The sequence below is a fragment of the Mycolicibacterium hodleri genome, from assembly GCF_025822245.1.
Classification (GTDB): domain Bacteria; phylum Actinomycetota; class Actinomycetes; order Mycobacteriales; family Mycobacteriaceae; genus Mycobacterium; species Mycobacterium hodleri.
This window is the reverse complement of record NZ_JACKTL010000069.1, coordinates 86,443-110,962: the sequence shown is the minus strand read 5'-3', so window position 1 is coordinate 110,962 and position 24,520 is coordinate 86,443. Positions and strand designations below refer to the sequence as shown.

Sequence of the window (24,520 nt, the reverse complement as noted above, 5' to 3'; positions counted from 1 at the left end):
TAGCGGTGCGGGTGACCACCTTTGGATACTTCCTGTCCTGTGAACAGTTCGGCCCCAAGGAGCTCGTCGACCAAGCGCGACGCGCCGAGGCCGCCGGTTTCGACGCGCTGTGGATCTCCGACCACTTCCACCCGTGGAACGACGAGCAGGGTCAGAGCCCGTTCATGTGGGGCGTGATCGGGGCCCTCTCGGAGGTGACCTCGCTTCCGGTGACCACCGCGGTGACCTGTCCGACCATCCGCATGCATCCGGCGATCGTGGCGCAGGCCGCGGCCACCGCCGCCGTCCAGTTGGGCGGCAAGTTCGTGCTCGGCGTGGGCAGTGGCGAAGCGCTCAACGAACACATCCTCGGCGACCCCTGGCCGTCCGTGGGCCTGCGGTGGGAGATGCTCGAGGAGGCGGTCGACGTGATTCGCCTGCTGCACGAGGGCGACAACGTCAGCCACCACGGCCTGCACTACGAGGTGTCCGATGCGCGCATCTACACCCGCCCGGATCAGCCCGTGCCCGTCTACGTCTCCGGGTTCGGCCCGCAGGGCGCCAAACTCGCGGGGCGCATCGGCGACGGCTACTGCCTGGCCATGCCCGACGCCGAGCTGGTGAGGACCTTTCGCGAGTCGGGCGGCGGCGACAAGCCGGTGCAGGCCGGCACGAAGGTGAGTTGGGACGCCGACGCCGACACCGCCCTGTCGGCGGCTCACCGTCTCTGGGCCAACGAACAACTCCCCGGTCAACTGGCGCAGACGCTGCCCCGCCCACAGGACTTCGCCGACGCGATGTCGCTGGTCCCGCGCGAGAAGACGGCCGAGGCCATCGCGTGCGGCTCCGACGTGGACCAGCACGTCGCGCAGCTTCGGTCCCACGTCGACGCGGGGATCGACGAGGTTTACGTGCAGCAGATCGGTCCGGACATGGAGGGCTTCTTCGCCGCCTATCACGACGAGGTGCTGCCGCAGCTGCGCGGCTGACGCCGACCACGTTTGAGTCGGTTCGCAGCGGGAACGTCGCCTTCACCCGCCGACATTCCTCGTGAAGGAGGAGCGATGAGCACAGGCTCGACGCCGACCGAGAGCGCCTCCACCGGCGAACTGATCACCCAGCTGGCAGCGCAGACGTCGCGCCTCGTGCGCGACGAAATCCGGCTGGCGCAGAAGGAATTCCAAGAGTCGGCCAAGCACGCCGGCATAGGTGCCGGATTGTTCAGCGTCGCAGGCGCATTCGCGGTCTTCGGCGTGGCAACGCTGATTGCGGCGGCGGTGGCCGCGCTCGCCCTGGCCCTGCCGGTGTGGGCGGCCGCCGTGATCGTCGGCGTCGTGCTGCTCGCCGCCGGCGGTGTCGCCGCGCTGATCGGCAAACGTCAGGTCCAGGAGGCGTCGCCGGTGCCTCAACAGACGGTGGCGAACGTGAAGGACGACATCCACGAGGTGAAGGACGCCCGCCATGACCGAACCTGATCCGACCCGGGCAGAGCCAGGCCCGGAGGCAAGCATCGACGACTTGCAGGCCGACATCGAGGACACCCGAGCCGATCTCGGCGAGACGGCGCGTGCGTTGACCGACAAGCTCGACGTGAAGGCGCGGGCCGGCGACGCCGTGGACGACGCCAAGCACCGCATCGTCGAGAGCACCACGACCCCCGACGGCTCGGTCAAGCCCGCGCTTCCCGTGACCGCCGTCGCGGTCGCCCTGCTGATACTGGGTATCGTCGTCTGGCGAAGGAGAAGGCGATGACCACGAACTCACCGTCCACGACGGCGAAGATCCTCTACCGCCCCGTCGGGCTAGTCAGTTCCATTCTGGGCGGGTTGGTGGCCAGTGCCATCTTCAAGCAGGTGTGGAAGCGCGCCAGCCCCGGTGACAAGCCGGATCCGCCGACGGCGCTGCAAACCGAGTATCCGTTCAAGGAGATCCTGCTGGCGGCCGCCGTGCAGGGCGTCGTCTACTCAGTGGTCAAGACCGTGATCGACCGACAGGGTGCGCGCATCTTCGAGCGGTGGACCGGCGAGTGGCCCGGTAGCTGACCTCGTCTCAGCCGTCGACGAGCCAATCCACAGCTAGACCCGGTGGTCGCCGTGCCACCATCGCGGCATGTCCACGACGTACGCCGCCATGGCGGTCATCCCCCACGGCGGGCCGGCCATCGCGATCTTCGTGGGATCGATCTTCTGCGGCGTCATCGCGGCCATCGTCGCCATGGAGACGAAGCGCAAGCCCGTGGCGTGGGCCGCGATGTCGTTCGTCGTCTGCGCCGTGGTGCTGAGCGCGGGCGTCGACGTCCTCGTGCGCTGAGGTCTTCGGTGAGATCGGTCACCGAGGTCTAGCCGCCCCTCCGAGACGTGGCCGTTCACGGGCCTGCCGGCGCGGGGCCAAGCCTCCTCACAGTAAGCGTCCAGGAATATTTAGTTTCGCTAACGTAGTTTCCGGTCGTGGAGCCGGCAATGCATCCCGCCGGCGATTCGACCACCTGTCCGAGGAGACCCCCCAATGTCAACTCCCACCGACACCCGTGAACAGCGACTCTCTCGACGCTTCGAGGAGTTGACCTCGCACTCGGGTTCCGGCGACGCGCAACTCGTTGCGGCCCAACCCGATCCGTCGATCAACACCGCCATGCAGGGTCCCGAGAATGTGCTCGCCGACGTGATCCGCATCGCGATGACCGGCTACGCCGACCGGCCCGCACTCGGCCAGCGCGCCGTCGAGTTCGTTCCCGACGAGTCGGGCCGCACGGTCGCCTCACTGCAGCCCCGATTCGACACCCTGACCTACCGCGAGACCTGGCAGCGGGTCCGTGCCCTGGCCGACGCGCTGGCCGGCAATCCCATTCAGCCGGGTGACCGCGTCGCGACGCTGGGATTCACCAGCGCCGACTACGCCGTCGTCGACATGGCGCTGCCCCTGACGGGCGCGGTGTCGGTCCCGCTGCAGACCAGCGCGCCCGTGGCACAGCTGCAACCGATCATGGTCGAGACCACGCCCGTGGTGATCCTGTCGAGCATGGACCACCTCGACGACGCGGTCGAACTCGCCCTCACGTCACACGCGCCTCGACGCCTGGTGGTGTTCGACTACCACCCCCAGGTCGACGACCACCGCGAGGCGCTGGAGTCCGCCACCACCCGGCTCGCAGACTTGAAGGTCGACGTGACGACCCTGCAGGACGTCGTCGAGGGCGGCTCTCGGCATTCGGCCCCAGCGGCGGAGACCCGCACGGGTGACGCCGACGCCCTGCGACTGCTGATCTACACCTCCGGCAGCACCGGTGCGCCCAAGGGGGCGATGTACACCGACCGGCTGATGGCCAACTGCTGGCGCGGCTGGTTCAGCCCCGAATGGGACACCGAGAACAAGCTTCCCGCCATCACCCTGAGCTTCATGCCCATCAGCCACGTCATGGGCCGCGTGATCCTTTACTCGACGCTGGGCGCGGGCGGCACCGCGTACTTCGCCGCCAAGAGCGACCTCTCGACGCTGCTCGAGGACCTCTCCCTGGTGCGTCCGACGAAGCTCGACTTCGTCCCCAGGATTTGGGAGATGCTCTTTCAGGAAGTCCAGAGCGAGACCGACCGTCGGACCGCGGCCCGCGACGACGCCGACCGGGCCACCGTCGAACAGGAGGTCATGGCCGAACAGCGCACGAGTCTCGTTGGCGGACGCCAGTTCTCGGCGATCACCGGCTCCGCGCCGATCTCGCCCGAGTTGCACACCTGGATCGAGGACTTCGTGGACGTCCACGTGCAGGACGGCTACGGCTCCACCGAGGCCGGCGTCGTGCTCGTCGACGGTGCGATCCGACGGCCACCGGTCGTCGACTACAAGCTGGTGGACGTCCCCGAACTCGGCTACTTCGCCACCGACCGCCCGCACCCCCGTGGCGAATTGTGGGTCCGGACGGCCGACGTCATCCCCGGTTACTACAAGCGGCCCGACGTGACCGCCGAACTGTTCGACGCCGACGGGTGGTACCACACCGGCGACGTGTTCGCCGAGACTGCACCCGAGCACCTGACCTACGTCGACCGCCGCAACAACGTGCTGAAGCTCTCCCAAGGCGAGTTCGTCACCGTCTCGAAGCTCGAAGCGGCCTACGGCGGCCATCCGTCGGTCCGCCAGATCTTCGTCTACGGCAACAGCTCTCGCTCGTATCTGCTGGCGGTGGTGGTGCCGACCGATGACGCGCTCGCCAGTGCCGGCGGCGACGTCACCGCGGTGAAGTCCGTACTCGCCGAGGCGCTGCAGAGCGTCGCCCGAGAGTCCGGGCTGCAGGGGTACGAGATCCCCCGGGACTTCCTCGTCGAGACCACGCCGTTCACCCTGGAGAACGGCCTGCTGACCGGCATCCGCAAGCTCGCGCGCCCGAAGCTCAAGGAGTTCTACGGCGACCGGCTCGAGCAGCTGTACGTCGACCTCGCCGACGGTCAGGCCGACGTGCTGCGCTCCCTGCGGCGCGACGGCGCCCAGCGCCCCGTCGCCGAGACCGTGGGCCGCGCCGCGAGCGCACTGCTCGGGACCGCCGCCGCCGACGTGGCGCCAGACTCGGCGTTCACCGATCTTGGTGGAGATTCGTTGTCGGCGTTGACCTTTGCCAACCTGCTGCACGAGATCTTCGAGGTCGACGTTCCCGTCGGCGTGATCGTCAGCCCGGCCAGCGACCTCGCGTCGATCGCCGCCTACGTCGAGGCGCAGCTGGCCGGCGGCACCAAGCGCCCCACCTACGACGCGGTCCACGGCCGCGACGCCACCGAGGTGCACGCCCGCGACCTGACGCTGGAGAAGTTCGTCGACGAGGCCACCCTCGCTGCCGCGCCCTCACTGCCGACGCCGGCCGGTGAGGTCCGCACGGTGCTGTTGACCGGCGCCACCGGCTTCCTCGGCCGCTATCTGGCCCTGGATTGGCTGGAGCGGATGGACCTCGTCGACGGCAAGGTCGTCTGCCTCGTCCGCGCCAAGGACGACGCCGCCGCGCGCGCCCGATTGGACGCGACGTTCGACAGCGGTGATCCGAAGCTGCTCGCCCACTACCGCTCCCTGTCCGATCACCTCGAGGTGATCGCCGGCGACAAGGGCGACGCGAACCTCGGCTTGTCACAGCCGACGTGGCAGCGGTTGGCCGACACCGTCGACCTGATCGTCGACCCGGCCGCCCTGGTCAACCACGTTTTGCCCTACAGCCAACTGTTCGGGCCCAACGTCGTCGGCACCGCCGAGCTGATTCGCATCGCCATGACCACCCGCATCAAGCCGTTCGTCTACATCTCGACGATCGGCGTCGGGGACGGCATCGAGCCGGGTCACTTCGTCGAAGAGACCGACATCCGGCAGATGAGCGCAACGCGAAAGGTCAACGAGGACTACGCGAATGGCTACGGAAACAGCAAGTGGGCGGGCGAGGTCCTGCTGCGCGAGGCCCACGATCTGTGCGGTCTGCCGGTCTCGGTGTTCCGGTGCGACATGATCATGGCCGACACCACCTACGCGGGTCAGCTGAACGTGCCCGACATGTTCACCCGGATGATGCTGAGCCTGGTGGCGACGGGCGTGGCCCCGGCGTCGTTCTACGAGTTGGACGGCGGCGGAAGTAGGCAGCGCGCCCACTTCGACGGCCTGCCCGTCGAATTCATCGCCGACGCGGTCGACACGATCAGTGCCCACGTCACCGGGTTCGAGACGTTCCACGTGATGAATCCGTACGACGACGGCATCAGCATGGACACGTTCGTCGACTGGCTGGTCGAGGCGGGCCATCAGATCGTCCGGATCCCCGGTTACGCCGACTGGCTGGCTCGATTCGACACGGCCTTGCGGTCGCTGCCGGAGAAGCAGCGTCAGGCGTCGCTGTTGCCGCTGCTGCACAACTACGGGGTGCCGCAACGCCCGGTCAACGGATCCCTGGCACCAGTCGACCACTTCCGAACTGCGGTGCAGGACGACAAGATTGGCCCCGAGAAGGACATCCCCCACCTGACGGCCCCCGTGATCGTCAAGTACGTCACCGACCTACGGCTGCTTGGGCTTCTCTGACCCGTCACACGAATATGCCCACCTCTGAGCGACATTGCTCGGAGGTGGGCATTCGTGTCGGTGGCTGCGTTGCGGCAGCCCCGCCTTGCTCAGCCGGTCAGTAGTTGTTGCAGCTGGTCGCCACGGACATGATCAGCCCGTTGAACTGAGCCGCCTGCGGGAAGCTCCGAACGAAGTCGATCTTCTGCTGACGCTCGGGCGATCCGGGGGGCGAGGCGACGAGTCCCTGGAGGAACCCGTTGGCCGCGGGATCGTTCTGCAGCGCCGCGGTTGCGGCCGGATCCTGGGCGTTGGCTGCCGCGATCACCTGGGGGTAGGTGCACGTCGAGTTCAGGATCACTGCGTCACCGGGAGCCGCCGACGCGATTCCGCTTCCCGCCAGTGCGGCGAGAGCCAAACCACCCAAGCCAGCGGCCATCTTCATTGTCAAAGTCATTCCGTCCACCTTCCGACACGTGTACACGACGGCATCATCGAAGTGTCGTCACGAGTTTAACCGTCGGCGACGGCCCCCGCGTTACATCTTCTCCGAGGGCAAAATCCGCGCATCGTCGCCCGGACGCCGATTTGGTTAGCCACCGTAGCTATTTTGCCGCAATCGGTCGAGGCTAAACCCGTCCCGACGGGCAGCCGAGGTTCCGTGGCCCCGTGCGCCCCGAATTCGCTAACTTTCCTCGCCGTCACCGAGCGAGCCCGCCCACGACATAGCGGCACCGGAGCCGAACAGCCCCGGTAATCCTCCGGAGTGCAGGAACACCGTCCGCTCGCCCGGACGGACGTCGCCCTCGCCGACCGCCTGGACCAGCCCGGCGAGCGCGCGGCCCGTGTAGACCGGATCCAGGATCAGCCCCTCCGTCCGCGCCGCCAGCGTCAGCGCGTCCTTGACCGGTTCGGTGAGCGTCGAGTAGCCCGCGCCAACCTGGTCGGTGCGCAGCCGCAACGCGGAACCGTCGCGAACACTCGGGCCGCCCATCCCGGCGAGCAGGTCCGCGATCCGCGCCCCGGGATCGGGCACCGCCCCGGTGTGCACGCCGAGGACCCGGTTGGCGCCCAGGGCGTGGATCAGACCGGCCGCGGTGCCGCCGGAGCCCACCGCCACCACCACCTGGGTCAGGTCGGGCATCTGGTCCAGCAGCTCGCGCCCGGCGTCGACGTATCCACGGGCACCGATCGCGCTCGACCCGCCGAACGGGATCTGGCCGGCCGGGCGGCCGTCCGCGGTCAGTTGCTCGGTGATCGACGCCGCGCGATGCTCCAACTCCTCGGAGTCGACGTCGCCCGCCCAGACGATCCTCGCGCCGAGGATCGAGTTCAACGCCAGGTTCCCGGCGACGGCCCCGCCGGTGCCGGCGAGCACCAGCACGACGTCGAGGCCCAGCCTGGCCCCGGCGGCAGCGGTGAGTCGGGCGTGGTTGCTCTGCGCCGCACCCGTGGTGACGAGAGTGGTGGCGCCGTCGGCCATGGCGGCGGCGACCGTGTACTGCAGCTTGCGCACTTTGTTGCCACCGCCGCCGAGCCCCACCAGGTCGTCACGCTTGACCCACAGGTCCTCGGGGCCCAGCCCCAGCGCCGACGCCAACCGGGGTGCCGCCTCGAGCGGCGTCGGGAGGGCACAGAGATCGATTCGTCCGTGATCACTCATCGCCGACGATTCTGCCTCCTCGCCGCGCTACCGGCGCCGCGGCCGCGAAAACGCGTTGACCGCAACGCCTCTGGCGGTTGTCCTCGTCACGGCTTCAGTATGATCTTGACCGCGTCGTCCTCCTTCTTCTGGAAGATCTCATAGGCGTGGGGCGCATCGTCGAGCGGCAGGACGTGGCTGGCGAAGTCGTCGACGCCCAACGGGTCGTCGTCGCCGAGTAGCGGCATGATGTCGTCGACCCATCGCTTGACGTTGGCCTGGCCCATCTTGAGCTGGACCTGCTTGTCGAACATCGTCAGCATCGGCATCGGGTCCGCCACTCCCCCGTACACGCCGATGACCGAGATGTTGCCGCCGCGGCGCACCACGTCGATGGCGGAGTAGAGGGCACCGAGGCGGTCGACGCCCGCGGTCTTCATGAACGGCTTGGCCAGGGCGTCGGGGAGCAGTCCCGTCACCTGCTGGGCGACCTTCGTCACCGGCGACCCGTGCGCCTCCATGCCGACCGCGTCGATCACCGAGTCGGTGCCACGGCCGTCGGTCATCGACCGGATCGCGTCTCCGACGGCGAAGTCGATCTCGGCGACGTTGACCGTGCGAATGCCGCGGGCGGCGGTCCGCGCGAGGCGTTCCGGCACGAGGTCGACGCCGATCACGTCGTAGCCGAGGTGATGCGCGATGCGCGCCGCCATGTCGCCGATGGGACCGAGCCCGATCACCGTGACGGTGCCGCCGTCGGGAATGTCCGCGTATTGCACCGCCTGCCACGCGGTGGGCAAGACGTCGGAGAGGTAGACGAAGCGCGAATCCGGCGGGCCGTCGGGCACCTTGATGTGGGTGAACTGGGCCTGGGGCACCCGCAACAGCTCGGCCTGCCCGCCGGGAACGGCGCCGTAGAGTTCGGAGAAGCCGAACAGGGCGGCGCCCATGCCCTGATCCCGGACCTGCGTGGTCTCGCACTGGGTGTAGAGGTGGGCGTCGCACATGAAGCAGTGCCCGCACGAGATCTGGAACGGGATCACCACCCGGTCGCCCACCGCCAGGTTCGACACGTCCTTACCGACTTCGCGAACGATGCCCATCGGCTCGTGGCCCAGGATGTCACCGGGTGTCATGAACGGGCCGAGCACCTCGTAGAGGTGGAGGTCAGAGCCGCAGATGTTGGTGGACGTGATCTCGATGATCGCGTCGTTCGGTTCCTCGATCTTCGGATCGGGCACCTGCTCCACCCGTACGTCGCGCTTGCCGTGCCACGTCACTGCCTTCACGTCTACTCCGTCCGCCATCTGCCCAACGCTTGGGTGCCTGGCAGTTACCCGCGCCAGGGACCGCAAAACGCGCTGGCGACCGTGGGGTGCGGACGGACGTCCGGCGAGGAGTCAGGCGGCGGACGTCACTCCGCCTCGAGGTCTTCGGTGTCGACGAAGAGCAGGTTGTCGTCGTCGAGCATGACGGCCCAACGGCGTGCGGGCCCGGCGATGCGGTTGCCGCCGATTTCGACCGGAATGCCGATGGATTCCCCGAAGTCGTCGACGATCACCCCGTGCACTTCCCGGTCGGAACTGGGGAACACGCGGACGCGGGTGGTGATGCCCACACCGGCAGGTGCGTCACCCTCGCTGCTGGCCGTGTCGTCACTCATGGTTCGTTCCCCCGTCTGTCAAAGTTTCCCCGACGGTTCACATTCTGAACCACCGCACGACGGGGCAACAACACTTCGGCGGATATGACGCGTTCGTCACGCGACGGGGATTCGGTGACCCGGGGTCCGGGGGCGCCTGACAGGCGGAGCGCCCTTGGAAGCTTGATGCCAAAACCACCAAGGGCTTGAGTGACGAGCAGGCCGGCCTGCGTGTCGCTCCGCATCCCACGCTACACCGTTGCCGGCGAAATTCCCTTTGCTAGCTGGGCCTTTGGTTGACCCCGAGCTCGCGCAGTCGGGCACGGTAGGCGTCGACGTTGGCCAGCTTCACTCCCTCGTAGCCACGAACGACGTCCGGCAGGGCGGCGATCTCGACTGCCCGGTCGTAGTTCTCACCGTTCAGTCCGGCTGCCAACTCCGTCACGACGAGCTCGTACTCGTCGCGCAGCCGACGCTCCACCCGGCGGACGTGGGCATAGCCGAACGGGTCGAATGCCGTGCCCCGCAACCGCTTTCCCTTGGCGAGGACACGCAACGCCACGTGCGCCCTCGGGCCGAGGCCGATCTTCTTCTCCCGGCCCAGAACTCGTAACATCGGCGGGTGCAGTCGGTAGGTCAGCTTCTCACCGGTCGGAAACTCCGCGCGAACCCGGTCGACGAACTGCGGATCGGTGAGCAGTCGGGCGACTTCGTACTCGTCCTTGTAGGCGGTGAACTTGAAGAGTCCGCGGGCGACGGCTTCGCTGAACTCGGTGCGGTCGGACGCGGCGCGCTCCGCCGTCCACACCGCGTGCATCACCATGACGTATCGGCGAGCCACCCGATCGCCCTGGAACTGGACCAGGTCGGCCGCTCGCCGTGACACCAGATCCCCGAGTCGACCGGTGAAGGCGGTCCCCGCAAGGAGGTACGCGGGCGGGGCCACCGGCTGGCGGCTCCGCGCCGGCGCGACGACCTCGGCGAAGCGGGACGGGTCGGCCACCGCGACGCGGCCCCACCGGAAGGCCGCCAGGTTGGCGTCGACGGCGACCCCGTTGATCTGGATGGCCTCCTCCACCGACTCCGCGGGCAGCCGCAGCGCCCCCATTTGATGCGCGGCGCCGATCAGCAGGAAGTTCGCCGCGGCCGTGCCGCCGAACAGGGCCTGCGCGGCCTCCAGCGCGTCGAATGAGTGCAGGCTGCGGGACACCCGGCCCAACCGGTCCAGCAGGTACGCCGTCTCGGGGTACTGGACCGACTTGTCGTAGACCATCGCCCCGGTCGGCGTCTTGCTGGTCGACGCGACGGCGACCGTCCGGGCGGGGTCGCCGTACGCGAGGTTCTTGCCGTCCACCGCCGCCAGCAGGTCGAAGGCGACGATGCAGTCCGCGGCCCCCGGCGTGAGCCGGTTGGACGGCTCACACCGGCCCGCGGCAAATCTCAGGTGCGACACGACGGGTCCGGCCTTCTGACTCAGCCCGATCTGGTCGAGGCTCTCCACCTCGTAGCCGGCCCGCAGCGCCGCGGTCGCGAGAACCTGGTTCACGGTGACGATGCCGGTTCCGCCGATGCCGGCGAAGAAGACGTTATGGGTCGAGGTGATCGGCTCGACGTCGACGTCGGGGAGCGTCGGGGGCGCGGGGGTGGCCCGGGGGGTCGAACGCTTGCCCGGCTTGACCTCCACGGTCACGAACGACGGGCAGTCGCCGTCGAGGCAGCTGTAGTCGGTGTTGCACGACGTCTGGTCGATGCGCGTCTTGCGGCCGAGGTCGGTGTCGACCGGCTGCACCGACAGGCAGTTGGACTTGACGCCGCAGTCGCCGCAGCCCTCGCACACCGCTTCGTTGATGACCACGCGGGTGGTGCGGGTGGGCAGGGTCCCGCGCTTGCGCTGCCGCCTCGCGTCGGCCGCGCAGTGTTGGTCGTAGATGAGGACGGTGACGCCCTTGACCTCGCGAAGCCGCTTCTGGGCGTCGTCGAGCCGGTCTCGATGCCAGACGACGGTACCCTTCGCCAGCGCGCGCCGGTCGTGGCGCCGCGGTTCGTCGGCGCACACGATGATCTGCTTGACGCCTTCTGCGGTCAACTTGTGCGTCAGCCCGGCGACGGTCAGCGCGCCCTCGGCGTTCTGCGCGCCGGTCATGGCGACGACCTCGTTGAAGAGCAGCTTGTAGGTGATGTTGACGCCGGCCGCGACGCACGCCTGCAGGGCGAGTTGGCCGGAGTGGAAGAAGGTCCCGTCGCCGACGTTCTGGAAGAGGTGCTCGACCTCGGTGAACGGAGCCTGACCGATCCACTGACTGCCCTCGCCGCCCATCTGGGTGAGGCCGGTGACGGCGCTGTCCGTGCGATCCGACATCGTCACCATCGTGTGGCAGCCGATCCCGCCGCCGGCCAGCGAACCCTCGGGCACCGCGGTCGACCGGTTGTGCGGGCAGCCACTGCAGAAGTAGGGCGCCCGCGTGGCCGTGAGTACGTCGAGCGACAGCGCAGGAGGAGGCGGCTTCTTCAGCTCGAGCCGGCCGGCGAGGACGCGGCGCAACGGCGCCGCCAACCGGCCCGCGGTCAGTTCGCCACCCGCGGGGATCAACAGCCGTCCGGCAGCGTCCTTCTTCCCGATGATGCGCGGCGCATCCGAAGTGCCATAAAGGATTTCGCGCACCTGGGTTTCGACGAACGCCGTCTTGTCCTCCACCACGAGGATCTCGGCCAAGCCCTGGGCGAAGGCCGTGACGGCATCGGGCCCCAACGGAGTGGGCATGCCGATGCGCAGTAGCCGGACCCCTGCCCGGTAGAGCGCCCCGTCGTCGGCACCGAGATCGGCGAGTGCCTGACGCACCGCGTCGAACGTCGGTCCCGGGGCGGCGATGCCAATCGTCGCGTCGGGCGGGTCGAGCTCGACGACGTCGAGACCGTTGGCGGCACCGTAGGCACGTACCACCTCGGCGCGGGGACCGTAGAGATCCGCCTCGGCATCCAGACTGCTGGCGGGCGCGGCCATCGGTCGCTGCCGGTAGGTGAAAGGCCTTCCATCCCAACGCACTTGGGGCACCACGACGTCGACGTCGGCCATGCTTGCGTCGACCGACCAGGCGCCGTCGGCCACGTCGGCGACGATCTTGAGCGCCACCACGCACCCGGAGGCCCGCGACATCGCCACGCCGTGCATGGCCATCGTGACGATCTCGCGGGCGTTGCGCGGGAACAGCACCGGTATGCCGAGCGCGGCCAGGGACCGTTCGCTGACGGCGGGCACGGTGGAGGACTTCGACGCCGGGTCGTCACCGACCAGGAGCAGCACTCCGCCATGGGAATTGACGCCGTACATGTTGGCATGTCGCAGCGCGTCGGTCGCGCGGTCCAGGCCGGGCCCCTTGCCGTACCACACGCCGACGACCCCGTCGTACTTCGGCGTGGAACGGGAGAGCCCGGCGGACTCCGCAAAGCTCGCCAAATCGGCCTGACTACCCCACACCGAGGTGGCGGCGAGTTCCTCGTTCACACCGGGCACGAAGGTGATGTCGTTGGCGTGCAGCACCTCGGGCATGCCCGCGAGCATCCGGTCCACGCCGCCCAGGGGGCTGCCCTGGTAGCCGGACACGAACGTCGCCACCCGGCGGCCGGCACGCGCGTCGCGCTCGTGCTGCTCGACCAGTGCCCGGGCGATCGCCTGGACGCCGGTCAGCACGACCGCCCCCGATCCTGCGCGGTAGCGATCGCCCAACTCGTAGGGCTGGCGGTCCGTGGGGCGGGTGTCGAGATCCGTCATGTAATCACCACCTTGATTGCAGTGCGCGTATTGCTGACTCAAGGGAACCATCGGTATGCATAGTGAGCAAGCAATGTCGATCTCGTTGAGCATGTTGCCCATTACCGTCAAAGTGTGACGTGTAATACTGGGCGACATGGCGAAGCTCGACCGCACCGACGCACGAATGCTCCTTGCGATGTGCGAGTTCCCCCGGGCGACCGGCGTGCAACTGGCCGCCGCGCTGGGCTTGGCCCGCAACACCGTCGCCGCACGGCTGGCGCGGTGGGACGACGAAAGAGTCCTCGCGCCGATCGACCGCTGCGTGTCACCGCGCGACCTCGGCTATCCGCTGAAGGCGTTCATCACCGCGGTGGTCGACCAGCATCGGCTCGACCAGGTGCTCGTCGAATTGGAGACCATCGCCCAGGTCACCCAGATCACCGGTCTGTCGGGGGCCGCCGACCTGTTGATCGGCGTCGTCGCCACCGACGCCGACGACCTGTACCGGGTCGCCGGGCTGATCCTTGCGGTGCCGGGCGTCGAGCGCACCACCATGTCGGTGGCCATGCACGAGGTGGTCGCCTACCGCACCAAACCGTTGCTCGAGGAGCTCGCTAGGCCCTAGCCAGCTCGTCGATTCGCTTGAGCGCCACCGCGCAGACGGGCAGATAGGCCGGCGCCCACAGCGGCACGCCGAACGACACGCGGCACCCGCGCGAATGAGCCGTCACGACGTGGCGCGTCGCGGGCACCCCGAGCACCTTCCACGCCCACGCGCTGCCCTCGTCGAACTCGGTGATCTCGAACGGCAGTGGCACCCCGATCGGCGTCCACACCTTGCCGCGGGAGCCGAGCCGTAGAGGCCCCGCGTCGTCGAGTTGGGCCCGCTGCACCGTCGGCCCCCACGTGGGCCACGCGGACAGGTCGGTCAGCACCCGCCACGCCGACTCGGGGGGAGCGGCGACGGTGCGCGCCGTGGTCAGCATTGGCCTACGCCACACGGGGTCATGGCCTTCCGCTTTTCCCAGCGGGTCGGCCCGTCAAACCGTCAGGCCGCCTGGGCGGCGTGCCAGGACTCCAAGAAGCGGTCGACCCAGTCCGAGGACACGAACTCACCAAACCGCCGAGGGTGGTCGACCACCTCGTGCGTGCTGCGCCCCTCGGCGTCGGTACTGATCACGACAACGGGGCCGACGAAGATGTTGCCCGCGAAGACGAGGTGGCGTGAGTCGTCGCCGTCGGCCTGGACCTCGACGTAGTAATTTACGTGTCCGGCCTGCCCCGCGACGCGCCTAAAATTACGAACTGTCGGATGTCTGTCAGGCACCGATATCACCCCCTTGGCGCCCCAGACTTCGGCATCGAGACGTTGACGTCAACGGTGTTGACATAAGGAGCGCACAACCGTGGCCGAGTCGGGCAGGCAACACGTGGCGGGGCGACGACGCCGGCGCACCTCGAGCGGAACCGAGTTGTCGCGCGAGGTCTACGTCGACGCGGCCGTCAACCTGATCGAGAACCGGGGTGCGGCCGTGTTGAGCGCACGCACCCTTGCCGCGGCCGCGGGCGCCGACCCGTCGGCCCTCTACCGCTACTTCACCGGCGTCGACGACGTGGTGCGGGCGGTGGGCGACCGGATGATCGGTTTGGGCCTGGATCGCTGGACACCCGGAACGGACTGGCTGGACTCGCTGGCGGGGCTGGCCCGTGTGCTGTTCTCGGTCTACGCGCGAGACTTTCCCCGCGCGGGGTTGGCGGTCGCAAGCCGGACGACCGGTCTGCCCAACGAGATTCGCGCCGTCGAGCTCACTCTCGGGCTGCTGCGCGACGGCGGCTTCGACGAGGAGACCGCCGCCAAGTGGTTCGGCGCCATCTCCGGTGCCATGCTCGGCCAGGCGATGTTCGAGGGTGCCGCCGCCACGCTGCCCGCGGAGATTCAGACCGCCGACAAGACCTCGTGGCGGGACCTGGCGATCCGCCTGCCGCAGGACGACCACCCCCACACCCACGCCGCCGCACCGCACCTGGGCGCCTACATGGTGCAGTCGTCGTTCGAAGCCGTTCTCGAACTGCTCCTCAGGGGGCTTGCTGCCTCGGCGCCCTAGGGGCCGGGTGTCACACCGCGGCGACGGCACCTCGTTGACAGTGCTGCTCCCTCACCCCGGTCAGGAAGCGCGAGATCTCCACCGCGGCCCGCCTGGCATGTGACGAGTCGACCAGGTCGAAGGCGTGACCGGCACGAGGAATCTCGGAGTACTGCACCGCGTTTCGCGACACCGCCGCGAGTGCGGCGCGGAACTGCCTGGCCTCGTCGACCGGGATGATGGCGTCGAGCTCACCGTGGACGAGGAAGAACGGCGGTGCGTCGGCGGTGATCCGCGCCATCGGAGACGCCGCCGCGAAGACGTCCGGGTGGCGCGCCTGGCTGCGCCGCACCACGACCCGCTCGAGGAACCCCTGGAAGTTGCGCCGCGTCGCGGTCGAGCGATCCTCCCAGTCGTACCGCCCGTAGATCCCCACGACCGCGTCGACCGAGGTGTCGGCGTCCGTGGCGAGCTCGCCACGGAAGGCCGGGTCGCCGGGAGTGAGCGCCGCCAGTGCGGCGAGGTGCCCACCCGCCGAACACCCTGCCACGGTGACGAATTCGCGATCGCCGCCGTACTGGTCGACGTTCGCCCTCGCCCACGCAATCGCGGCGTTGACGTCCTGAACGTGCCGAGGCCAGCGGTGCACCGGAGAGACGCGGTAGTCCATGGTCAGACACACCCAGCCCTGACTCACCAGATGCGCCAGGAGCGTATGACCCTGGAGCACTCGCGTGCCCTGAACCCAGGCCCCTCCCGGCACGAACAGCAACACCGGTGCATCGGGCGGCAGGTCCGGCAGACGCCACACGTCGAGCAGCTGCGCCGGATGGTCGCCGTATCGAACGGAGCTGGCGTACAAGCACTTCCGCTTCTGTCCGCGCGCACGCAGGTACGGCGGGACTCGACCGGCGTTCGGGCTGCCCGGCTCCACGGCGACCGGTGCCGCGGCGACGGCCGTGCGACGGCTCAGCGCCGCGCGTGCCGCAGCGGGTGCGTAGTGGCCACCCCAGAGCGCCATCGCCGTCAAACCCGCAAACGGTTCGAGGTGTTTGCCGACCACGGGCAGGGCCGAGTACGCGCGGGTGGTGGCGAGCACCAGGTCGACGGGATGCAGTCGCGGCATTCGCCAGATCGTCGAGGAGGTCATGGCGCGCGCCTTTCGCTGACGGCAGTCGGGGACGCCGACTGGTCTGCAGCGTTGGCCTGCTCCTTACCCGGCACCGAACCGGCCGAAACGCCCCGCTGCGTACTGTCGAGCGATGAGCAACGGTCGGACGCGGGTGCTGATCATCGGTGGTGGATTCGGCGGGCTGTTCTGCGCGCGCCGCCTCGGCGGCGAGGACGTCGACGTGACACTCCTCGACCGGGCGGCCTGTCACGTCTTCCAACCGCTCCTCTATCAATGCGCCACCGGGACGCTGAGCATCGGCCAAATAAGCAGGTCGCTTCGTGAGGAACTGGCGGGCCACCGCAACGTGACCACCCTTCTCGGCGAGGCCGTCGAGCTGGACGCCGACGCCCGCCGCGTGACGGCCCGACGCCCCGACGAGAGCACCTTCGAGCTCGAATACGACGTGCTGGTGGTGGCCGTCGGCATGCGGCAGTCCTACTTCGGGCGCGACGACTTCGCGAAGTGGGCACCGGGGATGAAGACCCTCGACGACGCACTGACGATCCGCCGCCGACTGTTCGCCGCCTTCGAGATCGCCGAGACGCTCGCCCCCGGCCCCGAACGCGACGGCTGGTTGACCTTCGCCGTCGCCGGCGGCGGGCCAACCGGAGTGGAACTGGCCGGCCAGATCCGCGAGATGGCGACCCGCGCACTGGCCCACGAATTCCACAGCATCGAGCCCGAAGACGCCCGCGTGCTGCTCTTCGACGGCGGCGAGTGCGTTCTCGGCGGCTTCGCCCCCGGCCTGGCCGCCAAGGCCGCCACCATCCTCGAGGACCTCGGCGTCGAGATGCACATGGGCGTGCACGTGACCGACGTCCGGCGCGAGGGCATCACGGTCACCCCGAAGGCCGGCGGCGCCAGCGAGGACTACGCCGCGCGGACGGTGCTGTGGACGGCGGGCGTGGAAGCGGTGCCCTTCGCCAAGAGGGTGGCCGAGGTGCTCGGTGCGGCGTCGGATCACGCGGGCCGGATCGCCGTCGACGCGGACTTGACCGTGCCGGGACACCCAGAGGTCTTCGTCATCGGCGACCTCGTCGGCCGGGACCACCTGCCGGGGGTGGCGGAGAACGCCATGCAGGGCGGTCTGCACGTCGCCGCCTGCCTACGACGCGACCGACGGGGCCAGCCCCGCAAGCCGTATCGATACCGCGACCTGGGCTCGGCGGCCTACATCAGCCGCGGCCACGCCCTGCTGCAGGCCGGCCCCGTGAAGCTCACGGGCGTCTTGGGTTGGCTGGGCTGGGGCTTCATCCACATCGCGTTCCTCACCGGGGTGCAGAACCGCGTCAGCACCGTGGCCACCTGGCTGGCGACGATCGCGCGGGCCCGACGCACCGACCGAACGTTCATGCTGGGCAGCGCGACCACCCCGGACCAGCCCTACACCTGGTCGGCCTGCGGTCCGGTGTCGCTACGCGCGGTCGAGCCGTCCCGCGGTGAGTGATTGACGATCGGCCCCGAGGGGTATTCCGTCCGCGCAGGCAGCCGAGGGGCTGCCCTGGACGAAAGGCCCTGCCGATGAGCGTGGTCGAACGAGGCACGGCACGGTGCCCGCGGTGCATGGTCCAAGCCGACTATTCGTTCCAGGAGGGCGACGGCGGCTTCCTGCGATACGAGGTGTCGTGCCGTCCCTGCGGCTACGAATACGTAGAGGACTGCACCTCACCCGCCGCCCCCGCGGCCTGACGAACCACGGTTCGCAGAGTTCCCATGGCCGACATCACCAGGCTGATCCTCGCCGACCACGAGTGGTTCCGCGAGCAGTTCGCCAAGCTCGACTACCTGCAGGCCCGCGCCCACCCGAGGCCGGAGGACCTGCAGCGGGTGTGGGGTCCGCTGGGCGACAAGCTCGACGTGCACGCCTACGCCGAAGAGGCCATCTTCTATCCACAGCTGCTCACGCGCGGGCACGACGATCCCGAGGGGGAGACCCTCGACGCAATCGGCGACCACAACGACATCCGTGATGGCGTCCGGGACGCGAACGACGTGGAGATCGGCAGCGACGAGTGGTGGGCCGCGGTGGGACGGGCCCGCAAGGCCAACGACGAACACATGGGTGAAGAGGAGCGCGAGGGCCTCTCCGACTTCCGCAAGCACGCCCCCGCCGGACTTCGGGAAGCGCTCGGTCGTCAGTACGACGCCTTCATGACCAGCCACCCCACCACGCGTGGCCTCGACATCTCCGACCGTGATCCGCAGGCCTACGTCGACGGCGTCGAGGCTGACTCGGCCCAGACCAAGGACACCTCGCTGGGGATCGGGAGCCTGAAGGGTCAGTGATCCCTTACCGACGACTTCACCCCATGCCGCGTCGCGCGGCGTTGGATGGCGCATGCTTGAGCCATGAGCCATTCATCTGCTGGGAACTGACGTGACGGTGCACGATCAGCTGATGGCCGCGGTGGGCGACCATCGTGGCCTCGCCGCCGCCGACCAGCTCTGCGTGGCGTGCGTGATGCTGTTCGACGTCGACGCGGCGGCCATCTCGGCGGTGTTCGACGGGATCAACATGGGCACGGTCGGCGTCTCCAGCCCGACGGCGCGCATTTACGACGAGCTGCAATTCACCTACGGCGAGGGACCCTGTCTCGACGCCGTCGAACTCCGGGGACCGGTGGCGGCCGTCGATTTGGCGCACCCCGACGAGCAGCGGTGGCCGGCGTTCCGCCCTGCCCTGGTGGCGCAGACCATCCGCAGCGTCTACGCCACACCGGTGGTGGTGGCCGGCGAGTACGTCGGCGCACTCGACCTGTTCCGTACCCTGCCCGGCGACTGGCATGCCGAGACGTCGGCGGGCGCCCTGGTCGCGGCGCAAATGGCCACCGTGCCCTTCATGGATCTGCTCGCCAAGGAGTCGGTGGCGGGAATCAACGACCCGACGAGCGAGGCGTGGGCTGAGCTCTCGCAGTTCGCGCGGGCAGAAGTCAGTCAGGCCACCGGCATGTTGGTCGCCCAGCTCGACGTGTCCCCGTCCCAAGCGCTCGTCCGGCTCCGGGCGCATGCCTACGCCACCGGGCGCAGCGCGACCGACGTCGCTCGCGACATCATCGAGCGCCGTCTCCGGCTGGACGCCGATTGATGAGGCCGACGACACGAACGACGACGGGCGACGGGAGCGCACGCCCATGACCGAACTTCCGCGGGAGACACAGGTCTTGGCGGCGGTGGTCACCTTGGTGGACACCCTGCTGGACGACTACGACGTCGTCGAGCTCCTGACTCAGCTCACCGAGAGCTGCACCCAGGTCCTCGACGTACACGCCGCCGGTCTGCTCCTCGCCGACCCCGGCGGGGAACTGCACCTCATGGCGGCCACCTCGGAGAGGGCCCGGGATCTCGAGCTGTTCCAACTTCAGGCCGAGCAGGGACCCTGCCTGGACTGCTTCACGACGGGCCAGCCGGTGTCGGTGGCGGACCTGCACGGCGCCGCGGACCGCTGGCCCCGCTTCGTCGACGCCGCCACCCGCGCCGGCTTCGCCTCGGTGCACGCCCTGCCGATGCGCGCGGCCGGCACCGTGCTGGGGGCCATGGGCCTGTTCGGAACTCGGGCCGGCGAACTGAACGAGGCCGACCAACTCGTCGGCCAAACCCTCACCCACGTGGCCTGCGTGGCGATCCTGCAGGAACGCTCCCCCAGCCCCGCGACGGTGCTGCCGCACCTGCACCACGCGCTGCAGAGCCGGGTGCTGGTGGAGCAGGCCAAGGGCTACCTGCGGGAACGTCTCGGCATCTCGGTGGAGACGGCGTTCGTCCTGCTCCGGCAGTACGCGCGCGTGCACGGCGAGCACATGAGCGACGTCGCCCGGCGCCTGATGGCGCACCCGACCGCGCGCGGCCCGATCCTCGACGCCATGCGACGGCTCCACGTCTGACCGCGGCGCGCGTCGTCACGTCGACGTGAATCCGCCCGCGGCCAACACCACGACGTCGACGGCGGCGATGCCGAACGTGGCGGCGAACGGCACCCGGCCCTCACCGCGGACCCCGATTACCGCAAGCAGGACGGCGGCAGCCAACCCGGGCCCGGACACCCACGGGCGGGTGGACGCCACGACCAAGAGCGCGGACGCCGACAGCAGCAGCGCCAGCGCGCACGTACGCACCGCACCGGCACCCCAGCAGGCCCCCACCCGCTGAGGCAGGCCGGCGACGCCAGTCGCCCGGTCGGCGACCAGATCGGGGAAGACGTCGGCGAAGTGGCCGCCGAGCCCGACCAGCGCTGCCGCCGCGGTGACCGACCACGCCGGCACCGGATGGCCCGGCAGGGTGCTGGCCGCGTACGCGGGGATCGGACCGAACCCCAGGACGTACGCCAGCCCGGACGCCAGGGTGGACTTGAGTCCCAGGTTGTATGCCCACGCTGCGCCGATGATCACCGCCAGGAGAACTGCGGTCCGGGCGCTGACGGCCGCGGCCATTGCCAGTGCGGCGATCAGCGCCACGTAGGCCGCGATCCATACCGCCCGCACGCTGATGGCACCCGTGGCGGCGGGCTTGCCCGTGCGCCCAGCCGCCGCGTCACGGGGGGCATCGCACGCATCGTTGCACCAGCCGATCGACAGTTGGCCGGCCAGCATCGCGGGACCGGTCAGCACGGGCCCGATGCCATGCGGTGCCGCCTGCGCCGCCAGGACGGTGACCAGGGCCGTGATGGCCAGCGACGGCCATGGATGGCTGGCGACGAGGAGTGCTCGCGCCCGGTTCGCGAAGGAGGGATCGGCGGGGGGTCGTTCCATGTGGTTGCGCACCGTGGTCGTCGATGTCCGCTCGGGTCGTGCGCTTGGTCGTCTTGGCAGCGGGTAAGCGCGAGATGAACCACTGACGTGGTGGTGAGTGCCCCACGACGGAAGGTCCTAAAGGTGAGGCTTGCTCTGCGAGGCGCCAATCCCCTCGAATGGCTGGCGCTGCGGGCGGGCGTGGTCCCGACCGCCGCCGGCGAGGCGTGGGGCGGGATGGCCCTGTCGGCGGTGCTCATCGCCGGTGTGCGTACCGGCATCACCGCCCGCCTGGCGCAGCAACCAGCCACGGCGGACGAGCTCGCGGCCGACCTGAATCTGGACCCGGTACCGACCCGGATGCTGCTGGACTGCCTCCGGTCGGGGGGCCACGTCGCGGCCCGCGGTGACCGCTACCGGCTCACCCGTTCCTCACGGCGCTGGCTGGACCCGAATTCCGCGCTGTCGGTCGCGCAGTACGTCGCGGGGACGTCTGACTACTGGGACTGGTGGTCCGACCTAGCGGAGGTGACCCGCAGCGGCCAGCCCGCCGGGCATCACGAGGCGCCCCCCGGTGACCCCTACTGGCGGCGCTACGTCGCCGGGCAGCTGGAGCTCGCCCGGCTCAGCGCCGACGAGGTCGCGAAGAAGCTTCCGTTGCCCGCTGATTCGCGGTCGTTGCTGGACGTCGGCGGTGGGCACGGTTGGTACTCGGCGCAGCTGTGCCGACGCCATCCGCAGCTGACCGCGACCGTCCTGGACCTACCGGGAAGCGCAGAGATCGGTCGCGAGATCATCGCCCGCGCGGGGATGACCGACCGGGTCGAGCACCGGGACGGGGACGCGACGACGGACGACCTGGGCGGCGGGTACGACGTCGTGCTCTGCTTCAATCTCCTCCACCACCTGTCCGAAGAGCAGACCGTTGCGCTGTTCTCTCGCATCCACGACGCGCTCGCGCCCGGCGGGACGCTGGCAGTCATGGACGCCTTCGCCGAGCCGAGCCGGCGCAGCTCGGCCCAGGCAAACGTCCTCGGCTTGTTCATGTACCTCAGCTCGGGGTCACGAGTGCACACCCCGGACCGGCTGTACGGCTGGCTCCGCGACGCCGGGTTCGGCGCAGCCCGCCGGATCCGCATCCTCCGCATCCCCGGGCAGGCCATGTACGTGGCCAGAAGGGAACCGCGCTGACTCACGCCCCCGTGGGTGGCCCCACGAGCGCGACGCCGATGGTGATCTGTGGATGCGCAGCAGGATCCAGCCACTGCAAGACCGACTTCATCTGTGCGCGGTCGATGGCCACACAGCCCCACGTCGGGTCGCCGTCGGAGACGTGCAGGAAGATTCCGGCCGATCGGCCGGGAACGCGTTGGGGGTTGTGGTCGACGAGGACGGCGTAGTCGTACATCGCGCCCGAGTCGTACAGGTTCTCGGCATCCTCGGAGTCGATCTCGGCGGCGTGGACGTGCGTGTTGTAGGTGGGAGAGTCGACGTCTTCGTCCCACCAATCTTCGTCGGTGGCTTGGAAATACGGCATTCGAGTCCCCGGGTCCGGCTGCCGCCCGAAGGCCTGGCCCAGCGGGAAGGTACCCACGGGGGTCCGGAACACGTCGTCCTCGGACGCACCGACGCCCAGCTCCCCCAGCATCGCCGCCATCGGACCGAGCACCTGCTCCCACGTCCCGTTCACGCGCTCGTAAGCGCTCAGGCTGCCGGTGCTGGACGTCGCGGACGGTGCACTGACGACGATCATCTGACCCGGCGCGTGCGCCCGGGCCGGCGCAGACGTCGCCATTGCCAACACGATGGGTGCCAGTCCCAGCGCACGCCAGGTCCGTGCTGCGATCCCCATACCGGCGACCCTACTCGGACGTCGACGCGCCGGGTCGGCGCGGTCAATTGCACTGCAGCGCCGCGAGACCGGCGAACTTTCGCACCCCGACCTCGCACCGGGGTCGGATGGACGAAACAATTAGGCATGCGAAGAAACGGCTCCGACGCACCCCGGTGTACGAGGAGCACGTCGTCGCACCCCAGGCCAGGGGCACTCGTCGCGGCGCTGAGTCTGGTCGCCCTGACCGTGGCGGTGCTACAGACGGCGGTGGTGCCGATCCTCGGAATCATCGCCGAGCAGCTGAACGCGTCGTCGGTGGCCGTGAGTTGGGCGGTGACGGCGAACCTCCTCGCGGCTGCCGCGTCGACGCCCCTGATCGGCCGGCTGGCCGACCTCCACAACAAGAAGCACGTCCTGCTCGGCGTGCTCGCCGTCGTCCTTGCCGGCTCGGTGCTGGCGGCGACGACGTCGGCGCTCGCCCTCCTGATCGTGGCCCGCGTGCTGCAGGGGGTGTCGTACTCGCTGTATCCGATCTGCGTGGCGATCCTTCGTGAGGAACTCCCGGCGGACGAGGTCAACGGTGCTCTGGCAGTGCTGTCCGGCACGCTGGGGTTCGGCGGCGGCGTGGGTCTGGTGGTCACCGGCCTGCTGATGGACGGAGCGGCGGGGTACCACCGCGTGTTCTGGCTCACGACGGGATTCGTCGTGGTCGTGATCGTGGCGGCGGTGACCGCCATCCCGTCTCGCCGAAGCACCGCCACCGGCACGATCGACTGGTGGGGAGCAGCCGGGCTGGCGACCGGCCTGTCCGCGCTCCTGCTGACCATCACCCAGGGCAACTCGTGGGGCTGGTCGGCGCCTGCGACGATCGGCTCGGCGACCCTCGGGGTGATCGTCTTGGTGGCGTGGTGGGCGTGGGAGCGCCGACGACCGCATCCGCTGGTGTCGACCGAGATGCTGACCCGCCGACCGGTGCTGCTGACCAACCTCGCGACGGTCTTCGTCGGCATGGGCCTGTACTTCGGCTTCCTGGGTCTGACTCAGTTCGTTCAGGTCGACCGTGCCACGGCGGGATACGGTTTCAGCGCATCGGTCCTCCACGCGAGCCTGGTGTATCTGCTTCCGGGGGCGATGGCCGGCTTCGTCACGGCGACCCTCAGCGGCAGGTTCATCGACCGCTTCGGCGCGCGGCCCATCCTCGTCAGCGGCGCCTTGGCCGGCATCGTCGGGTTCCTGTGGCTGGCGCTCGCACACTCGCAACCGTGGCAGGTCATCGTGGCGGGCATCTGGACCAACGCCTACATCAGCCTCGCCTACGGCGCCCTGCCCGCGCTCGTGGTCGCCGAGGTCGACGGCGCCGAGACCGGCGTCGCCACCAGCGTCAACGCGATCGCCCGCACCGTCGGCAGCTCGGTCGCCGCCGCATTGGTGGCCGTCCTGCTCGGTCGCGCGGTGGCCGGCACCGGACTGCCCGCCGAACACGCATTCGTCGTCATCTTCGTCGGCGGTGCCGTCACCGCAGGGCTGGCCATGGTGCTGATTGCCCTGTCCCGCAGCGGCATCCGCAAGGACGTGTCACCCGAGGCCGCGGTCGACTCGCGCGCCATGAACCACGAATGGGGCTGACCGGCTCGCCGCTCGAGACCCACTGCGTGGCCGCTCGAGATGACGG

25 protein-coding genes are annotated in these 24,520 nt (G+C 69.3%); 15 read left to right on the top strand and 10 right to left on the bottom strand.

Annotated features, from left to right (window positions below; genetic code table 11):
• The first annotated feature begins 11 nt into the window (after positions 1-11).
• From H7J06_RS28665 to car, 6 genes are all read left to right on the top strand, one after another.
• Positions 12-968, top strand: a complete 957-nt coding sequence (locus H7J06_RS28665; protein ID WP_264042836.1) for a TIGR03557 family F420-dependent LLM class oxidoreductase — start codon at positions 12-14, stop codon at positions 966-968.
• A 75-nt stretch (positions 969-1,043) separates the two neighbouring features.
• Positions 1,044-1,454 carry a phage holin family protein gene (locus tag H7J06_RS28660; RefSeq protein WP_264042834.1) on the top strand — a complete coding sequence of 137 codons (411 nt, stop codon included), beginning with the start codon at positions 1,044-1,046 and terminating at the stop codon, positions 1,452-1,454.
• Entirely contained in the window at positions 1,441-1,731 is a 291-nt protein-coding gene (locus H7J06_RS28655) for a DUF3618 domain-containing protein (protein ID WP_264042833.1), read from the top strand. Before H7J06_RS28660 ends, H7J06_RS28655 begins: the two co-directional genes overlap by 14 nt.
• Complete coding sequence (locus H7J06_RS28650) at positions 1,728-2,021, top strand: DUF4235 domain-containing protein (RefSeq protein ID WP_264042832.1); 294 nt, start codon at positions 1,728-1,730, stop codon at positions 2,019-2,021. Before H7J06_RS28655 ends, H7J06_RS28650 begins: the two co-directional genes overlap by 4 nt.
• Before the next feature lie 67 nt (positions 2,022-2,088).
• The gene (locus H7J06_RS28645) at positions 2,089-2,289 is read left to right on the top strand and encodes a hypothetical protein (RefSeq protein ID WP_264042831.1); all 201 of its coding nucleotides are present in this window, start codon (positions 2,089-2,091) and stop codon (positions 2,287-2,289) included.
• A 195-nt stretch (positions 2,290-2,484) separates the two neighbouring features.
• Positions 2,485-6,021, top strand: coding sequence for a carboxylic acid reductase (gene car / locus H7J06_RS28640; RefSeq protein WP_264042830.1), 3,537 nt, complete (start codon positions 2,485-2,487; stop codon positions 6,019-6,021).
• Positions 6,022-6,118: 97 nt separating this feature from the next.
• On the opposite strand, the gene H7J06_RS28635 is transcribed toward car, so the two are convergent.
• The 5 genes from H7J06_RS28635 to H7J06_RS28615 form a co-directional block, all read right to left on the bottom strand.
• On the bottom strand, positions 6,119-6,457 hold the full coding sequence (locus H7J06_RS28635) for a hemophore-related protein (RefSeq protein ID WP_264042829.1): 339 nt from the start codon (positions 6,455-6,457) through the stop codon (positions 6,119-6,121).
• Between the two features lie 228 nt (positions 6,458-6,685).
• A complete protein-coding gene (locus H7J06_RS28630; RefSeq protein WP_264042828.1) occupies positions 6,686-7,663 on the bottom strand; it encodes a pyridoxal-phosphate dependent enzyme in 978 nt (325 codons plus the stop codon).
• Between the two features lie 86 nt (positions 7,664-7,749).
• On the bottom strand, positions 7,750-8,931 hold the full coding sequence (locus tag H7J06_RS28625; protein WP_264042827.1) for a zinc-dependent alcohol dehydrogenase: 1,182 nt from the start codon (positions 8,929-8,931) through the stop codon (positions 7,750-7,752).
• Between the two features lie 125 nt (positions 8,932-9,056).
• A complete protein-coding gene (locus H7J06_RS28620) occupies positions 9,057-9,305 on the bottom strand; it encodes a hypothetical protein (protein WP_264042826.1) in 249 nt (82 codons plus the stop codon).
• 259 nt (positions 9,306-9,564) lie between these two features.
• The gene (locus H7J06_RS28615) at positions 9,565-13,053 is read right to left on the bottom strand and encodes an indolepyruvate ferredoxin oxidoreductase family protein (protein ID WP_264042825.1); all 3,489 of its coding nucleotides are present in this window, start codon (positions 13,051-13,053) and stop codon (positions 9,565-9,567) included.
• A 136-nt stretch (positions 13,054-13,189) separates the two neighbouring features.
• On the opposite strand from H7J06_RS28615, the gene H7J06_RS28610 reads away from it, so the two are divergent.
• Positions 13,190-13,660, top strand: coding sequence for an Lrp/AsnC family transcriptional regulator (locus tag H7J06_RS28610; protein ID WP_264042824.1), 471 nt, complete (start codon positions 13,190-13,192; stop codon positions 13,658-13,660).
• Here the strand turns inward: H7J06_RS28610 and H7J06_RS28605 are convergent.
• Together H7J06_RS28605 and H7J06_RS28600 are read right to left on the bottom strand one after the other, a co-directional pair.
• Complete coding sequence (locus H7J06_RS28605) at positions 13,650-14,021, bottom strand: SRPBCC family protein (protein ID WP_264042823.1); 372 nt, start codon at positions 14,019-14,021, stop codon at positions 13,650-13,652. The genes H7J06_RS28610 and H7J06_RS28605 overlap by 11 nt on opposite strands.
• 62 nt (positions 14,022-14,083) lie before the next feature.
• Entirely contained in the window at positions 14,084-14,362 is a 279-nt protein-coding gene (locus H7J06_RS28600) for a hypothetical protein (protein WP_264042822.1), read from the bottom strand.
• Positions 14,363-14,441: 79 nt separating this feature from the next.
• Here H7J06_RS28600 and H7J06_RS28595 point away from each other — a divergent pair, with 79 nt between their 5' ends.
• Entirely contained in the window at positions 14,442-15,140 is a 699-nt protein-coding gene (locus tag H7J06_RS28595) for a TetR/AcrR family transcriptional regulator C-terminal domain-containing protein (RefSeq protein ID WP_264042821.1), read from the top strand.
• A 10-nt stretch (positions 15,141-15,150) separates the two neighbouring features.
• Here H7J06_RS28595 and H7J06_RS28590 read toward each other — a convergent pair whose 3' ends face one another.
• Positions 15,151-16,269 carry an alpha/beta hydrolase gene (locus H7J06_RS28590; protein ID WP_264042820.1) on the bottom strand — a complete coding sequence of 373 codons (1,119 nt, stop codon included), beginning with the start codon at positions 16,267-16,269 and terminating at the stop codon, positions 15,151-15,153.
• A gap of 112 nt (positions 16,270-16,381) precedes the next feature.
• On the opposite strand from H7J06_RS28590, the gene H7J06_RS28585 reads away from it, so the two are divergent.
• The 5 genes from H7J06_RS28585 (at position 16,382) to H7J06_RS28565 (ending at position 20,171) form a co-directional block, all read left to right on the top strand.
• Complete coding sequence (locus H7J06_RS28585; RefSeq protein WP_264042819.1) at positions 16,382-17,740, top strand: NAD(P)/FAD-dependent oxidoreductase; 1,359 nt, start codon at positions 16,382-16,384, stop codon at positions 17,738-17,740.
• A 116-nt stretch (positions 17,741-17,856) separates the two neighbouring features.
• Positions 17,857-17,982, top strand: a complete 126-nt coding sequence (locus H7J06_RS28580) for a hypothetical protein (RefSeq protein ID WP_264042818.1) — start codon at positions 17,857-17,859, stop codon at positions 17,980-17,982.
• Between the two features lie 24 nt (positions 17,983-18,006).
• Positions 18,007-18,579 carry a hemerythrin domain-containing protein gene (locus H7J06_RS28575; RefSeq protein WP_264042817.1) on the top strand — a complete coding sequence of 191 codons (573 nt, stop codon included), beginning with the start codon at positions 18,007-18,009 and terminating at the stop codon, positions 18,577-18,579.
• A gap of 91 nt (positions 18,580-18,670) precedes the next feature.
• Positions 18,671-19,378, top strand: a complete 708-nt coding sequence (locus H7J06_RS28570; RefSeq protein ID WP_264042816.1) for an ANTAR domain-containing protein — start codon at positions 18,671-18,673, stop codon at positions 19,376-19,378.
• Positions 19,379-19,424: 46 nt separating this feature from the next.
• Positions 19,425-20,171, top strand: coding sequence for a GAF and ANTAR domain-containing protein (locus H7J06_RS28565; RefSeq protein ID WP_264042815.1), 747 nt, complete (start codon positions 19,425-19,427; stop codon positions 20,169-20,171).
• 15 nt (positions 20,172-20,186) lie between these two features.
• On the opposite strand, the gene H7J06_RS28560 is transcribed toward H7J06_RS28565, so the two are convergent.
• Positions 20,187-21,035: a UbiA family prenyltransferase gene (locus tag H7J06_RS28560; protein ID WP_264042814.1), complete on the bottom strand. Its 849-nt coding sequence runs from the start codon at positions 21,033-21,035 to the stop codon at positions 20,187-20,189.
• 123 nt (positions 21,036-21,158) lie between these two features.
• Here H7J06_RS28560 and H7J06_RS28555 point away from each other — a divergent pair, with 123 nt between their 5' ends.
• The gene (locus H7J06_RS28555) at positions 21,159-22,205 is read left to right on the top strand and encodes an SAM-dependent methyltransferase (RefSeq protein WP_264042813.1); all 1,047 of its coding nucleotides are present in this window, start codon (positions 21,159-21,161) and stop codon (positions 22,203-22,205) included.
• Between the two features lies 1 nt (position 22,206).
• On the opposite strand, the gene H7J06_RS28550 is transcribed toward H7J06_RS28555, so the two are convergent.
• The gene (locus tag H7J06_RS28550; protein WP_264042812.1) at positions 22,207-22,866 is read right to left on the bottom strand and encodes a L,D-transpeptidase family protein; all 660 of its coding nucleotides are present in this window, start codon (positions 22,864-22,866) and stop codon (positions 22,207-22,209) included.
• Positions 22,867-22,992: 126 nt separating this feature from the next.
• Here H7J06_RS28550 and H7J06_RS28545 point away from each other — a divergent pair, with 126 nt between their 5' ends.
• Entirely contained in the window at positions 22,993-24,474 is a 1,482-nt protein-coding gene (locus H7J06_RS28545) for an MFS transporter (RefSeq protein WP_264042811.1), read from the top strand.
• Positions 24,475-24,520 lie beyond the last annotated feature (46 nt).

Coding starts and splice junctions, on each gene's coding strand:
- H7J06_RS28660 (WP_264042834.1), top strand. CDS start 1,044: ATGAGCACAGGCTCGACGCCGACCGAGAGCGCCTCCACCGGCGAACTG.
- H7J06_RS28655 (WP_264042833.1), top strand. CDS start 1,441: ATGACCGAACCTGATCCGACCCGGGCAGAGCCAGGCCCGGAGGCAAGC.
- H7J06_RS28650 (WP_264042832.1), top strand. CDS start 1,728: ATGACCACGAACTCACCGTCCACGACGGCGAAGATCCTCTACCGCCCC.
- H7J06_RS28645 (WP_264042831.1), top strand. CDS start 2,089: ATGTCCACGACGTACGCCGCCATGGCGGTCATCCCCCACGGCGGGCCG.
- car (WP_264042830.1), top strand. CDS start 2,485: ATGTCAACTCCCACCGACACCCGTGAACAGCGACTCTCTCGACGCTTC.
- H7J06_RS28635 (WP_264042829.1), bottom strand. CDS start 6,457: ATGACTTTGACAATGAAGATGGCCGCTGGCTTGGGTGGTTTGGCTCTC.
- H7J06_RS28630 (WP_264042828.1), bottom strand. CDS start 7,663: ATGAGTGATCACGGACGAATCGATCTCTGTGCCCTCCCGACGCCGCTC.
- H7J06_RS28620 (WP_264042826.1), bottom strand. CDS start 9,305: ATGAGTGACGACACGGCCAGCAGCGAGGGTGACGCACCTGCCGGTGTG.
- H7J06_RS28615 (WP_264042825.1), bottom strand. CDS start 13,053: ATGACGGATCTCGACACCCGCCCCACGGACCGCCAGCCCTACGAGTTG.
- H7J06_RS28610 (WP_264042824.1), top strand. CDS start 13,190: ATGGCGAAGCTCGACCGCACCGACGCACGAATGCTCCTTGCGATGTGC.
- H7J06_RS28605 (WP_264042823.1), bottom strand. CDS start 14,021: ATGCTGACCACGGCGCGCACCGTCGCCGCTCCCCCCGAGTCGGCGTGG.
- H7J06_RS28590 (WP_264042820.1), bottom strand. CDS start 16,269: ATGACCTCCTCGACGATCTGGCGAATGCCGCGACTGCATCCCGTCGAC.
- H7J06_RS28585 (WP_264042819.1), top strand. CDS start 16,382: ATGAGCAACGGTCGGACGCGGGTGCTGATCATCGGTGGTGGATTCGGC.
- H7J06_RS28580 (WP_264042818.1), top strand. CDS start 17,857: ATGGTCCAAGCCGACTATTCGTTCCAGGAGGGCGACGGCGGCTTCCTG.
- H7J06_RS28575 (WP_264042817.1), top strand. CDS start 18,007: ATGGCCGACATCACCAGGCTGATCCTCGCCGACCACGAGTGGTTCCGC.
- H7J06_RS28565 (WP_264042815.1), top strand. CDS start 19,425: ATGACCGAACTTCCGCGGGAGACACAGGTCTTGGCGGCGGTGGTCACC.
- H7J06_RS28560 (WP_264042814.1), bottom strand. CDS start 21,035: ATGGAACGACCCCCCGCCGATCCCTCCTTCGCGAACCGGGCGCGAGCA.
- H7J06_RS28550 (WP_264042812.1), bottom strand. CDS start 22,866: ATGGGGATCGCAGCACGGACCTGGCGTGCGCTGGGACTGGCACCCATC.
- H7J06_RS28545 (WP_264042811.1), top strand. CDS start 22,993: ATGCGAAGAAACGGCTCCGACGCACCCCGGTGTACGAGGAGCACGTCG.